The sequence below is a fragment of the Rhizobium sp. SG570 genome (assembly GCF_012275345.1).
In the GTDB taxonomy this organism is placed as follows: domain Bacteria; phylum Pseudomonadota; class Alphaproteobacteria; order Rhizobiales; family Rhizobiaceae; genus Rhizobium; species Rhizobium lusitanum.
In genome coordinates this window covers 59127-72384 of record NZ_JAAZQI010000004.1, presented here as the reverse complement: position 1 = coordinate 72384, position 13258 = coordinate 59127, and the positions used below count along the sequence as shown (strand labels likewise).

Annotated in this window: 14 protein-coding genes and 1 pseudogene; 11 read left to right on the top strand and 4 right to left on the bottom strand. The window is 60.7% G+C overall.

All coding sequences use genetic code 11. The features are described 5' to 3' along the window. Window position 1: 1 nt before the first annotated feature. Entirely contained in the window at window positions 2-1150 is a 1149-nt protein-coding gene (gene solA / locus FHT28_RS10255) for an N-methyl-L-tryptophan oxidase (RefSeq protein WP_168596174.1), read from the top strand. 96 nt (window positions 1151-1246) lie between these two features. Here the strand turns inward: solA and FHT28_RS10250 are convergent, their stop codons facing one another. Both FHT28_RS10250 and FHT28_RS10245 read right to left on the bottom strand, forming a co-directional pair. Further along, a complete protein-coding gene (locus FHT28_RS10250; protein ID WP_047554515.1) occupies window positions 1247-1765 on the bottom strand; it encodes a cytochrome b/b6 domain-containing protein in 519 nt (172 codons plus the stop codon). Window positions 1766-1873: 108 nt separating this feature from the next. Further along, window positions 1874-2017 (bottom strand): annotated as a pseudogene (locus FHT28_RS10245) (aldehyde dehydrogenase family protein); the annotation flags it as partial. A 48-nt stretch (window positions 2018-2065) separates the two neighbouring features. Here FHT28_RS10245 and FHT28_RS10240 point away from each other — a divergent pair. Together FHT28_RS10240 and FHT28_RS10235 are read left to right on the top strand one after the other, a co-directional pair. Next, window positions 2066-2257, top strand: a complete 192-nt coding sequence (locus tag FHT28_RS10240; RefSeq protein WP_047554517.1) for a hypothetical protein — start codon at window positions 2066-2068, stop codon at window positions 2255-2257. 289 nt (window positions 2258-2546) lie between these two features. Further along, a complete protein-coding gene (locus FHT28_RS10235) occupies window positions 2547-3164 on the top strand; it encodes a class I SAM-dependent methyltransferase (RefSeq protein ID WP_168596173.1) in 618 nt (205 codons plus the stop codon). 45 nt (window positions 3165-3209) lie between these two features. Here FHT28_RS10235 and FHT28_RS10230 read toward each other — a convergent pair whose 3' ends face one another. Further along, window positions 3210-3968: an alpha/beta hydrolase gene (locus FHT28_RS10230; protein ID WP_168596172.1), complete on the bottom strand. Its 759-nt coding sequence runs from the start codon at window positions 3966-3968 to the stop codon at window positions 3210-3212. A 46-nt stretch (window positions 3969-4014) separates the two neighbouring features. After that, window positions 4015-5781 (bottom strand): cytochrome c biogenesis protein DipZ, encoded by a 1767-nt coding sequence (locus FHT28_RS10225; protein WP_168596171.1) that lies wholly within the window; start codon window positions 5779-5781, stop codon window positions 4015-4017. Window positions 5782-6176: 395 nt separating this feature from the next. Between FHT28_RS10225 and FHT28_RS10220 the strand changes: the two genes are divergently transcribed. The 8 genes from FHT28_RS10220 (at window position 6177) to FHT28_RS10185 (ending at window position 13253) form a co-directional block, all read left to right on the top strand. After that, window positions 6177-7226, top strand: coding sequence for an alpha/beta hydrolase (locus FHT28_RS10220; protein WP_168596170.1), 1050 nt, complete (start codon window positions 6177-6179; stop codon window positions 7224-7226). Window positions 7227-7322: 96 nt separating this feature from the next. Next, window positions 7323-8063, top strand: coding sequence for a response regulator (locus tag FHT28_RS10215; RefSeq protein ID WP_168596169.1), 741 nt, complete (start codon window positions 7323-7325; stop codon window positions 8061-8063). Continuing rightward, on the top strand, window positions 8060-9382 hold the full coding sequence (locus tag FHT28_RS10210; protein WP_168596168.1) for a HAMP domain-containing sensor histidine kinase: 1323 nt from the start codon (window positions 8060-8062) through the stop codon (window positions 9380-9382). Before FHT28_RS10215 ends, FHT28_RS10210 begins: the two co-directional genes overlap by 4 nt. Window positions 9383-9570: 188 nt before the next feature. After that, complete coding sequence (locus FHT28_RS10205) at window positions 9571-9987, top strand: organic hydroperoxide resistance protein (protein ID WP_037192642.1); 417 nt, start codon at window positions 9571-9573, stop codon at window positions 9985-9987. A 345-nt stretch (window positions 9988-10332) separates the two neighbouring features. Next, window positions 10333-11064 carry a septum site-determining protein MinC gene (minC, locus tag FHT28_RS10200; protein ID WP_047638396.1) on the top strand — a complete coding sequence of 244 codons (732 nt, stop codon included), beginning with the start codon at window positions 10333-10335 and terminating at the stop codon, window positions 11062-11064. 29 nt (window positions 11065-11093) lie between these two features. Further along, window positions 11094-11909 (top strand): septum site-determining protein MinD, encoded by an 816-nt coding sequence (gene minD, locus FHT28_RS10195; protein WP_037192637.1) that lies wholly within the window; start codon window positions 11094-11096, stop codon window positions 11907-11909. After that, on the top strand, window positions 11906-12166 hold the full coding sequence (gene minE / locus FHT28_RS10190; protein WP_037192635.1) for a cell division topological specificity factor MinE: 261 nt from the start codon (window positions 11906-11908) through the stop codon (window positions 12164-12166). Before minD ends, minE begins: the two co-directional genes overlap by 4 nt. 307 nt (window positions 12167-12473) lie before the next feature. Next, window positions 12474-13253, top strand: a complete 780-nt coding sequence (locus tag FHT28_RS10185) for a polysaccharide deacetylase family protein (RefSeq protein WP_246704837.1) — start codon at window positions 12474-12476, stop codon at window positions 13251-13253. The last annotated feature ends 5 nt before the right edge of the window (window positions 13254-13258 follow it).

Sequence of the window (13258 nt, the reverse complement as noted above, 5' to 3'; positions counted from 1 at the left end):
AATGTCCGTGGAATTCGACGTCGCCGTCATCGGTCTTGGCGCGATGGGGAGCGCGGCATTGTCGTCTGCCGCTGCGCGTGGCGCAAAGGCGATCGGCATAGAAGCGCATTTTCCGGCGCATGCGCTCAGCTCCTCCCATGGCGACAGCCGGCTGATCCGCCTCGGCTACTTCGAGGATCCGTCCTATGTCCCCTTGCTAAAACGCGCCTATGAAAACTGGCGCTCGCTGGAGGCACGGCTGCGCGCCGAAATATTGACTGTTACCGGCGTCCTGCAGATCGGAGCGCCCGAGAGCAAGATCGTCAGCGGCACGCGCGCTTCCTGCGAGATGCATGGACTGCCTCATGAACTGCTCGACAAGGGTGCCATGAAACGCCGTTTCCCGGCCTTCGAGCTTGAGGATGGTGAAGTCGGCCTGCTCGACCCGCAGGGCGGCTATGTCAGACCCGAGGCCGCGATCATGGGCTATCTGAAGCTTGCGGCCGAAGACGGAGCGGCGCTGCATTTCGGCGAGCGGGTCGTTGCCATTGAGCCTGACGATGCAGGCGTGACGATTGTTTCCACGACAGGACGATATCGCGCTCGCAAGGTGATCGTCGCGACCGGCGCATGGATTGCCGAACTCGTGCCGCAACTGAGGCCCCATGCCCAGCCGATCCGCCAAGTGGTCGCCTGGTATCAGCCCAGGGACGGCTTCGTCGCCGAGCCGCAGCGCATGCCCTGCTTTCTGCGGGACGAGGGCTCCAACGGTTCCTTCTTCGGTTTTCCGGCGATCGGTATCGATGGCGTCAAGGTCGGCCGCCATGCGCATTTCAGGGAGCCTATCGATCCCGAGGCGCCTAATCCGGCTGTCAACGACACCGATACGGCGCTGCTTGACGGCTTCGTCGCCAAGCGTCTGCCGGATGCAGCATCATTTCGGGTGCGGGCGACGACCTGCCGCTACACCATGCTGCCGAGCGAAGACTTTCTGATCGACACGCTGCCGGGGCAGCCGAACGTGGTGGTTTCCTCGGCCTGCTCCGGTCATGGCTTCAAGTTTGCAAGCGTTGTCGGCGAGATTCTCGCCGATCTGGCGCTTCAGGGCGCAAGCGCATTGCCGACGGACTTGTTCTCTTTCGAGAAGCATTTTGGCGGCCACATGATATAAGCGGCCATCTCGAGGATTCTAGAGCGGTTACGCGTTTCACGGGATCGCCTGACCGCTCTATGCTATTGTTTTTACGCAATTCCGGACGGAAAACCGCTACGCACTTTTCCTGGAATTGCTCTCGCCGATCGTCATCCGTCGCAGGACGTCCGATCTGAAATAGAAGTGCTGAACGAGCGCGCCGAATATGTGCAGGACGACGACGATCCAAAGCAACATTTTCATAAGTCCGCCGTGGACAGAGCCTGCCGTATCCACGCCGAGATAGTAAGCCGCAATTCCCGACACCGGCATCGCGAAGATCAGGACATAGAGCAACACATGCGTCACGTGCGCGATGTGATGCAGGAATGCCGGCTGACCATTCGGCTTTTCGGGAGCATCGGAGGAGAAGCGCACAGCCAGCCGAACGATCGCGAGCAACAGGACCGCGATGCCGGCATAGGCGTGGATATTGGCGCTGGCGATGTCGCCAGGCGAGGGCGTCTGGCCACGATGGACCAGGTGACGCCATGCATTCATGCCGTCGGGAAACAGCAGATTGAAAAAAACGAGTAGGGCAACAAGCCAATGGAGCAGGCGCTGCGGAACGGAATAAGCGGATCGGACAGGCATCAGATTCCCTTAGATTGGAATTACCCTACGACTAGAGCATGATTATAACAGGAACCTGAACGCGATCTACCTGACCCGCGGTTGCCATCCGCGACGCCCGCATCGGTATCAACTCAAGACGGCACGAGGTTCGAGAAACGATTCCGGGCCATATGAGCCGGATTCGCGGCCCATGGCGGATTGCTTGAAGCCGCCAAAGGGTGCGAGCGGTTCATGCGGTGCACCGTTGATGACGACGCGGCCCGCCTCGATCGCGCTCATTTCCGATGAGCTTGATGACCATGGTGGCGGCGGCCGCGGTTGGCGGGGCTCGCCTATATCAGCGAAGCAGTCACTGTCGCTCATGTCACGACAGGCAAATTGATCACCGTTCTGGAGGATTGGAGCCCGCCCTATCCGGGGCACAGCCACTATTTCGCCCAGCGGCGCCAGATGCCGGCAAGGCTTCGTGTCCTGATCGATCTCTCTCGTGGGTCGCGGTTGGCAGATTAAATTTCAGACATATATCTCGATATATCTTGAGTGCGGATATATAGAAATATATCCCTATCGCCTGAAACATCATCACGACGATCCCTCTGAGGATGAGCGCGAGTTCCTCAAGCGTCGCAGACACAAGCATCACCATAGTAGACGGGCGGCAAGCAGCTGTTTTGACTGCGGCGAGCGACTGCTGCTCACGCGATCGTTGCCGCTTTGGATGAGGCGGCCTGCACCATGGCGCGCTGTTAGAACGCGTCGGCGACCGCTGGCGAAGAATCAACTCACGCAGGAGTTTGTCATGGACAAGAAGATCAAAGCCGTTCTCGAGAGCTACCACGTCCTTATTCGCGAAGAGCAAAGCAAGCCGAGAGAGATGCCGCCGGGCGGGCGAGATGGCGGTCAAGATCGCCGGCTGAGGGCCGTTGGACCGGAGACCGGCCGCTTTCTCAACATAGTCGCGAAAAGCCTGAAAGCTCCTACCATTCTGGAGCTAGGCACCTCCTTCGGCTATTCCGGCATTTGGCTTGCCGACGCTGCGCGCGCAAGCGGCGGAAGGCTTATCTCAATGGAATTGCACGCCTACAAGGCCGAGTTCGCCAAGGAAATGGCTGACAAGGCAGACCTGTCGGAGCATATCGATTTCCAGATCGGCGACGCGGTCGAGATGATCAAGGCATTGCCTTCGGGCGTCGACTTCGTCCTCGTCGACTTGTGGAAGGATCTCTACGTCCCCTGCCTGGAAGCTTTCTATCCCAAGCTCAACCCCGGCGCGATCATCGTTGCCGACAACATGCTGATGCCGGGCAACGAAGACGTAAAACGCTATGGCGAGGCCGTTCGCGCCAAGCCGGGAATGACCTCCGTGCTCCTGCCTGTCGGTTCAGGGATCGAAGTCAGCCGATACGATCCAGTATAAAGAGCGGGCGGCGGCCCCGTTCATGAGGCCGCCGCCGGTTTGGCTTTACTTGCTTGCGTCCTTGGCCGCCTTTTCGATGACGGCGGCGACTTTCTCAGGCTGAGAGGCAAAGACGGCGTGGCTCGCCTTGATTTCGGTCACCTCGCTGCCCGCCCGCTTTGCCATGTCCCGCTCAAGCTCGGGATTGATGGAGCGGTCGTCGCTTGCCACGATCGACCAGCTCTTCTTCGATCGCCAGGCCGGATCATCAACCTTTGCCGTAAAGGCTGCCTTGGCGGCAAACACCTGCGATTTCGCCATGAAGTCGGCTTCATCCTTGGGAAGGTCCGCGGCGAAATCGGCAGCGAAAGTTGCCGGGTCGAGATAGAGATATTGGCCGTCCTTCGTCTCGCGGATATTCATGCTGCCGGCCGGCTTGGAGCTCGCAAGACCGATCAAGCTCTCGCCCTTTTCGGGCTGAAATGCTGCGACATAGACGAGCCCCGCGACATCGGGCCGGTTCCCCGCCTCGGTGATGACCATGCCGCCATAGCTGTGGCCGACGAGCAAGCTGGGCCCGTTCTGCAGATCGAGCACGCGGTTCGTTGCCGCAACGTCGTCGGCAAGTGAAGTTATGGGCTCCTGAACGATCGAGACGTTGAAGCCGTGCTTTTCGAGGATCTCGGTGGTCTTGCGCCAGCCGGATCCATCGGCGAGCGCGCCGTGGACGATGACGATGTTCTTGATCTCGGCAGCCTGGGCTGCAAACGCCAAGGTGCTTGCGGCGAGGCCAAGTGCGACGACGGAAAGAAAGCGGTTGTTCATGGGTAGGACTCCTGTCGGTAAAGGTTGATGCGGGGTTGGGGAGGGTTCATCCGAAGGTGAAGGCGTAGGCCTGGACCCCCGGATCGAGGAAGCGGATTTCGAAGTTGCGTGCCATGACGTCGCCGGACTGGCGAACGAGCTGGTAGAGTTTGGTTCCTGTAACGGTCCCGTTTCCGGCAGCGTCGATATCCGAGCCGTGGTCAGCACCCGGCGCCTTTCCATCGACGGTCACCTGGAAGCGGATCGGTTTGCCGTCCGCCGCCGGCCCGAGGACGAGATGCAGATCGCGGGCGCTGAAGCGGTAGCTTATGCCGCCGCCTGCCTTGTCGAGCGATGCCTGCTCGGGGCCGACTGTCCATGTGCCTGCCAATCCCCATTGGTTGAGGCCCGGATTGGCAATCGAATAGTTGGCGGCGGTATCGGCCTTCAGGTTCTCGGGGGAGACGAAACCCGTCGCCTGCCTGTAGCCGACATAGGTTTCGCCGGAGCGGATGTCGCCGAGATCGGGGCTGGCCTCTGCACCCTTTGCATCCGGTACGACAGGGGCGCTCTGCGCCATGTCGCTGCCTGCCTCGCGCAGAAGATCCTGGATCGCCTGCTCGGTCTGGGGATAGTTGCCCTCGCCAAAATGCTGGTAGCGGATCTGTCCCTTGGCATCGATCAGGTAATGGGCAGGCCAGTAGTTGTTCTCGAAGGCACGCCAGATGCGATAGTCGTTGTCGATGGCGACCGGGTAGCCGATCTTGAAGTCGGCGATCGCCTTCTTGACGTTATCGACATTCTTCTCGAAGGCGAATTCGGGAGCATGGACGCCGATGACGACGAGACCCTGATCCTTATATTTTTCCGCCCAGGCACGAACATAGGGGATGGTACGGATGCAGTTGATGCAGGAATAGGTCCAGAAGTCGACGAGCACGACCTTGCCGCGAAGGTCGGCGGTGGTCAGCGGCGGCGAGTTCAGCCAAGTCACGGCGCCGTCGAGCGAGGGGGCCGGTCCTTCAATCGGAAGATTGCTGTGGAACGGTCGCGCCGCATCGCCGACTGCGATATTGCTGGCGATCTCGGTCGGCGCGCTATCTGTGGACTTCGCATGCAGCCGTTCCAGCAAGGCCTGCTCGAACGAGCCGGTGCTTGCATAGGACAGCCGGGCGAGAAGGCCGGTGTCGAGGCCGAGAGCGATGGCTGCGACCCCTGCCAGGACGGCCGCGCCGGCCAATTGGCGGATGCGCTCGCTGATCCCGAGCGAGTTCTTCATACGGGCAAAGATCTTGCCGCCGGCGAAGAGGGCGACGGCGAGCGAAGTTGCCGCACCGGCACCATAGGCAAGCAGAAGGAATGTCGTCTGCAGGTTGGCGCCCTTCAAGGCAGCGCCGGTGAGCACGAGCCCGAGGATCGGCCCGGCGCAGGGCGCCCAGAGCAGCCCCGTCGCAATACCCAGCACGAAGGAGCTCCGGACGCTCGATGTGGCGCCGCCTTTGCCTACGGCGTTCAGAAGATTGTTGCCGAGGTCGACAACCGGCCGGGAAAGCAGGCTCGACACGCGCGGCGACAGCAGGCTAAGGCCGAAGAGTGCAAGCAGCACGATCGCGACAAGGCGACCATATTCATTGGCGCGAATGGCCCAACTACCGCCGACGGCGGCAAGCGTTGCGACCAGGGCAAAGGTGATCGCCATGCCTGCAAGCATCGGCAGCGTGCTCTTGGCGAAGGGCTGCCCGGCACGAGCGAAGACGAAGGGGAGAATAGGCAGGATGCACGGACTGAGGATCGTCAGCGCGCCACCGAGATAGGCAATGATGAGAAGCGTCATCGTCTTTGTTCCTTTAGAACGGATTGACCGGCTGCGGACGGCGACGTGCCGTGCCCAGCAGTGACGCTATCTGCCGCTGGCGACGTATCTCGAGTGTGTCTGATTGGAGGGGAGAATGTACCGAAACGTCGATGTCTTCGGCTTCGATACACTGCGATACAAACGAAACGATGCCAGTGCAGCAAGCTCCTTCTCCCCGCTGGGGAGAAGGGGTCGCGCCGCAACGACTTCATTTCATAAGCGATTACCCCGCGGCCAGGGGCTGCCGATTGTATCAGACTGTATCTGCGCCGCCGGAAGCTACATGGGCATTCAAAATCGGGCGGCTAACGACACACCGGCGACACATGCGGCCGGCTTTCTTGCCCTCAACATCCATTCCACAGGAGAGACTGATGTACGAGGAAATCAACCATAATCGCCGGCGCTTTTTTGGCATCGCCGCAGTCGCCGTTGCTGCCGCCGAATTCGGCCTCCCGACCATCGCCGCCGCGCAGCAGCCGAAGGCTTCTGTTGCCGTACCCGCCGTCAAGGCCGGCACTCACACGTCCTTCGGTGCGCTGAAGCAGATCGATGCGGGCGTACTCGATATCGGCTATGCCGAGGCCGGCCCGGCAAATGGTCCGGTCGTATTGCTGCTCCATGGCTGGCCTTACGATATCTATAGCTTCGTCGATGTCGCACCGGTGCTGGCCGCCGCCGGCTATCGTGTCATCATCCCCTATCTGCGCGGCTATGGCACCACCAGGTTCCTTTCGAGCCAGACCCCGCGCAACGGTCAACAGGCAGCTCTTGCTGCCGACATGATCGCGCTTCTCGATGCTTTGAAGATCGAAAAAGTCGTCGTTGCCGGTTATGACTGGGGCGCTCGCACCGCCGACATCATGGCGGCACTCTGGCCCGAGCGTTGCAAGGCGCTGGTGTCGGTCAGCGGCTATCTGATCGGCAGCCAGGAGATCAACCGCAAGCCCCTGCCGCCGAAGGCCGAGCTTGCCTGGTGGTATCAGTTCTATTTTGCCACCGAGCGCGGCCGCCTTGGCTATCAGGAAAACCGGCATGAGTTTGCCAAGCTGATCTGGCGCACTGCTTCGCCGCAATGGGCCTTCGACGATGCGACCTACGACCGGTCGGCTGCCGCTTTCGACAATCCCGACCATGTCGAGGTCGTCATCCATAATTACCGTTGGCGCCTTGGCCTCGTCGAAGGCGAGGCGAAGTACGATGCCTATGAAAAGACACTGGCCGCCGGACCTGTGATCTCGATCCCGACCATCACCATGGAAGGCGATGCGAACGGCGCACCTCACCCGGAACCGTCAGCCTATCGGGCCAAGTTCTCGGGCAAGTACGAGCACCGCACGATCACCGGCGGCATTGGGCACAATCTTCCCCAGGAAGCGCCGCAGGCGTTTGCGCAGGCTGTGATAGATGTTGATCGTTTCTAGTTCGGCGATAGTGTGCGGGGGGGCGCTGGCATATGCCGGCGCCTCGAAGAATGTTCGTAGGCTGACACTTACGATAGTGATTGAGTGAGAAGACAAATGGAGCATATCGACCACATCCTGATCGTCGATGACGACCGTGAAATCCGCGAGCTGGTGTCGAGCTATCTGACGAAGAACGGCTTGAGGACGACGACAGCGGCCGATGGCCGCCAGATGCGCAGTTTTCTCGAGGCCAATTCGGTCGATCTGATCGTGCTCGATGTCATGATGCCGGGTGACGATGGCTTGGTGCTTTGCCGTGAGCTTCGCGCGGGAAAGCATAAGGCGACGCCTGTTCTGATGCTGACGGCGCGCAGCGACGAGATGGACCGGATCCTCGGGCTCGAAATGGGCGCCGACGATTACCTGCCCAAGCCGTTCGCCGCCCGCGAGCTTCTCGCCCGCATCAAGGCCGTGCTCAGGCGCACGCGAATGCTGCCACCCAACCTGCAGATCAGCGAAGCCGGGCAATTGCTCGTCTTCGGCGACTGGCGGCTCGATACGGTCGGCCGCCACCTTCTCGATCGGGACGGAACGGAAATCGCCTTGAGCGGCGCCGAATACCGCCTGCTTCGCGTCTTCATCGATCACCCGCAGCGGGTGCTCAATCGCGACCAGCTGCTGAACCTCACCCAGGGCCGCGATGCAGATCTGTTCGATCGGTCGATCGACCTGCTCGTCAGCCGGCTTCGCCAGCGTTTGGGCGACGATGCGCGCGAGCCGACCTACATCAAGACGGTCCGCAGCGAGGGATATGTCTTCTCCGTTCCGGTCGAGATCGCGGAGCTGCGCCCATGAGCACGGCGGCCCTGTTGCGCCGGAGCCTATCGTGGCCCAGCACCCTGCGCTCGCGCATTTCAATGATTCTGCTGGTCGGACTTGCGATCGCTTACGGGCTTTCCTTCAGCGTGCTCTACCTCGAGCGCTACATGTCGGCAAAGGCCGTCATGCTCGGTACGCTGGAGAGTGACGTCGCGACGTCGATCGCGGTGCTTGACCGTTTGCCGGCCGACGAGAGGGCCGGCTTCGTCGATTGGCTCAGCCGCGGCAATTACCATTTCGAGCTGGGGCCGGGGCTGCCGGGCGTGCCGGATACCTCGGGTCATGGCGCGGAAATTGCCGCCAAGATCGAGGATGCCGTTGGCCATCGCTTTCCCATACGCATCGAATCAATACCTGGTCCTATTTCGCGCCTGCAGGCGCATCTGAATTTGAGCGACGGCAGCCCGTTGACGATCGACGTCACGCCGAAGGGCATCATGCCGATCGCTTCTTGGCTGCCTTACGTCTTCGTGGTGCAGATGCTGGTCATCGTGCTGTGTACGTGGTTTGCCGTTCGTCTGGCAATCCGCCCGCTCGCCGAGTTCGCCGCGGCCGCCGACGCGCTCGATCCCAATAAGAAGGGAGAGGCGTTGAGCGATCGAGGGCCGAGCGAGGTCGCCCACGCCGCCAAGGCCTTCAATGCTATGCGGGATCGCATCGCGCATTATCTCGAGGAGCGCGTGCAGATTCTTGCGGCGATCTCCCACGATCTGCAGACGCCGATCACCCGCATGCGCCTGCGCGCTGACATCGCCGACGAATCGCCCGAGAAAACGAAACTGCTGCAGGATCTCGGCGAAATCGAGCGGCTGGTGCAGGATGGCATCGCCTATGCGCGCAGCGCCCACGGCAACGGCGAGAAGAGCTCCCGCATCGATCTCGCCTCCTTCATCGAAAGCATTTGTTATGACTATCAGGATACCGGCAAATCGGTCGAGATTCTCGGCCTGATTCAGGGAACAGTGGCGACAAAACCGCATGCCCTTCGCCGCATCCTCACCAACTTCATCGACAATGCCCTGAAGTTCGCCGGGGCAGCGGAAATTTCCGTGGAACGCAGGGATACAGGCGACGTCGTCATAACGGTCCTCGATCGCGGCCCGGGCATTCCGCCAGACCAGATAGAATCGGCCATGCAGCCGTTCTTCCGGCTGGAGCAATCGCGCAACCGCAATACGGGCGGCACAGGGCTTGGCCTTGCGATAGCCCAGCAATTGGCCCAGACGCTTGGCGGCTCCGTCAGGCTCTACAATCGCGACGGCGGCGGACTGGCTGCTGAAGTCGCGATCGCCTGATGTCCTGCCAAAAGATTTTCAGCGTCTTTGTAAGCAATTGTGTCCGGCCGATATGGGTGTACGTTCCGTGACATTTCCGGCGATTTCGGAAACATGCAGGATACGTCGGTCCATCAAAAACCACTCCGTCAACTGACGTCGCCCCAGACGACACAACAAAGCGGGCGACGCAACAAAAGGAGTGTTCCATGACGAAGATCGACAAGGTTCTCTACACCGCCAAAACCCATACCATCGGTGGCCGCGATGGCTCCGCGCGCAGCGATGACAGCCAACTGGATGTCCAGCTTTCGCCTCCCGGCAGCGCCCACGCCGGCACCAACCCCGAGCAGCTTTTCGCGGCCGGATGGTCGGCATGCTTCATCGGCGCGATGGGCCTTGCCGCTGGCAAGCGGAAGATCAAGCTCCCGGCCGATCTTGCGGTCGATGCGGAAGTGGATCTGGGGACCACGGAAGGTGCCTATTTCCTGCAGGCACGCTTGACTGTCAGCATGCCCGGCATCGAACCCGACCTGGCAAGGACGCTCGTCGAAGAAGCACACCAGACCTGCCCGTATTCGAAGGCGACCCGCGGCAACATCAATGTCGAACTGAAGCTCGCCTGAGCGTCGCTTAAGCGTTGATATTGCGCGCCGCTCGCTTGAATGCGCGGCGCGCAATGTCGTTGTCGACACCGCAAAATTTAACCTGCGGGGCCGCCTCCGCGTTCGCGGGATGATGCGGATCGGCTCCGGCCTCGCATCTGGAGAGCCTCATGAGACCAATTATTCTTCTTCTCGCCGCCGCAGCTATATTTGCCGCGCCGTGCGTCTACGATCCTGGTTCGAAAGAGCTCTCGCCGCTTGCGAGCATTGCCGCCGTATGGGGCGGATCAAGCCTAAATCACAGCGGACGTTAACCAACTGTTAACCATGTCAACGGTACACAAGGTCAACGATTTATTCACATAGATGACCAAAGTGCTAACAGACGCTCGCTCGATCCGTATCAAGGGCCGCTCTTTTCTTGCGGTCATGCTTTCGCCCGATCTGCCGCTGGACCAGTGGTTGATAAGGCTCGATGACCTTGCAGCCCGTTCGGCCGGCTTCTTTCTTGGGCGGCCGGTCGTGCTCGACATAACCGATCTGCCGATCGATCGTGCGCAGCTCAAGGAGCTGATCGGCGAGCTTGCCGCCCGCAATGTCAGCATCATGGGCATCGAGGGCGGACGTCCGTCCATCGTCGGGGCCGGCATGCCGCCGGTGCTGAAGGGCGGTCGTCCGGCAGCCGATTTCGAGGTGACCGAGACCGAGCCGGTCGTCGAACGGCGAAACAGCGAAAGCAAGCCGGCGCCCGCCGAGGTTCGCCCGGTGACCCAATCGCTGATCATCCGCGAGCCGGTCCGTTCGGGCCAGTCGGTGATCTTTCCGGAGGGGGATGTCACCGTCATCGGATCGGTGGCATCAGGCGCGGAAATCATCGCCGGAGGGTCCGTGCATATCTACGGCACCTTGCGCGGCCGGGCCATGGCCGGATCTATCGGCAATGCATCGGCGCGAATCTTTTGCCGCAAGCTCGAGGCCGAGCTGCTGGCGATCGATGGCATCTACAAAATGGCGGAAGACGTCGCACCCGGCCTTCGCGGACAACCCGTCCAGCTCTGGCTGGATGGCGAGACGATCATGGCAGAAAAACTAATCTGAGCCGAAGCGGGCCAAAACAGGAGAGCGAGATGGGCAAGGTAATCGTCGTCACATCAGGCAAGGGCGGAGTTGGGAAGACGACTTCGACTGCCGCATTGGGGGCGGCTCTGGCGCAGAGAAACGAAAAGGTCGTCGTCGTCGATTTCGACGTCGGCCTCCGCAATCTCGACCTGGTGATGGGAGCCGAACGGCGCGTGGTCTACGATCTGGTCAACGTCATCCATGGCGATGCCAGGCTGCCGCAGGCCCTGATCCGCGACAAGCGGCTGGAAACGCTCTTCCTGCTGCCGGCTTCGCAGACGCGCGACAAGGACAACCTGACGCCCGAGGGTGTCGAGCGTGTCATCAATGAGCTCAAGAACCACTTCGACTGGGTCATCTGCGACAGCCCGGCCGGGATCGAGCGCGGCGCAACGCTTGCGATGCGGCACGCCGACGTCGCTGTTGTCGTCACCAATCCCGAGGTATCCTCGGTACGCGATTCCGATCGTATCATCGGCTTGCTGGACTCCAAGACGCTGAAGGCCGAGCGCGGCGAGCGCATGGAGAAGCACCTGCTGCTGACCCGCTACGATGCCGCTCGCGCAGAGCGCGGCGACATGCTGAAGGTCGATGACGTGCTGGAGATACTCTCCATTCCCCTGCTCGGGATCATTCCGGAAAGCATGGATGTTCTTCGTGCTTCCAATATCGGTTCGCCGGTGACGCTCGCGGATGCCCGCAGTGCGCCGGCTCTCGCCTATTTCGAAGCCGCACGCCGCCTTGCCGGCGAGCAGCTGCCGATCACCATCCCCGGCGAAAAGCGGGGCATCTTCGGCAAGATCTTCGCAAGGAGGGCCGCATGAACATTTTCGGACTGTTCCGCAAGCAGCAATCTGCACCCATGGCGCGCGAGCGCCTGCAGATTCTCCTTGCCCATGAACGTGCCTCGGTGGACTCGGATCTCGTATCCATTCTGCGCGAGGAAATCCTGGCCGTCATCGCCAAGCATGTTCAGGTCGATCGCGATAAGGTGCAGGTCAAGATGGATCGCGACGAGCATGTCTCCATGCTGGAGATCGATGTCGAGATTCCCAGGGACGCAGCCCTTCAGGCTGCCTGATTGAAGCGCGATATCGCGGTTATGCGAGGACGAAGCCGAAGGATTCTCCCTTTTGGCGGACCCTGAGCATTTCCTTGAAGTTCGCTCTTGCAAAATGCGCGATTCGCTATTATTTGCACGCCATCACCTGTATCGATGGCCTGCCGCGCTGACATTTCTGTGTCGACGCGGTGTTCGCTGTCCGGGTTAAAAGCAAGGGCGCTCCCCAGAAATGGGTCGAGCGCCCTTTGCTTTTCGGGGCGCCATGCTGCTTTCCTTGTCGGAAACGATATGCCAGTTTGCTGCAATGAAGCGGGAGGTTGCAGGTTTGGGCGGATTGAATTCCCCGTGGAATGCGGTGTTCAGATGGCTGCTTGCGGGCCTCTTCCTCACAGCCTGCGCCATCGGCGCCTCAGCCGCCGACCGGACGATCTACCTGACGTTTGACGATGGCCCCTTGCCGGGGACGAAAAACGTCCTTTCCGTGTTGAGTAAGGAAAATGTCCCGGCAGCCATGTTCATGGTCGGCCTGCATGTGGAAACCATCCCTGCGGGCCGCGATTTGCTGGCCGAGGCAAAGGCAATGCCGCTGGTGACGGTCGGCAATCACAGCTACACCCACGCCAACAATCGCTACAGGCGGTATTACTCCAACACCCAGGCTGTCGTCGCGGACATGCTTCACGCCAACCAGGTGCTCGGCCTCACGCCGATGGTGAATGCGCGATTGCCGGGCAGGGACGTCTTTCGGCTTCCGACTGTTTCCAGGGAGGATCTTTCCATCAACGTCGCCCAATGGGAGCGCGAATGGCTGGATTACGAGCTCGTCGCCGAAGCGGGCTTCTATCTCTATGGCTGGGATTTCGAATGGGTGCACAGCAATGACGGCAAGCCGGTGCAATCGGTGGACCATCTGATCAACGAAATCGATCACCTCTTTCAGTACGGCCGCTTTACCCAGCCGGGCAAGATGATCCTGCTCATGCATGATGAGATGTTTCAGGATCAATTCAATGGACAGGAAAACCTGCAGGCGCTTATCCGCACGCTTCGTCAGCGCGGCTACGCCTTCGGCGATATCAGGACATACGCGCCGTCACATCCTTGAGTGCC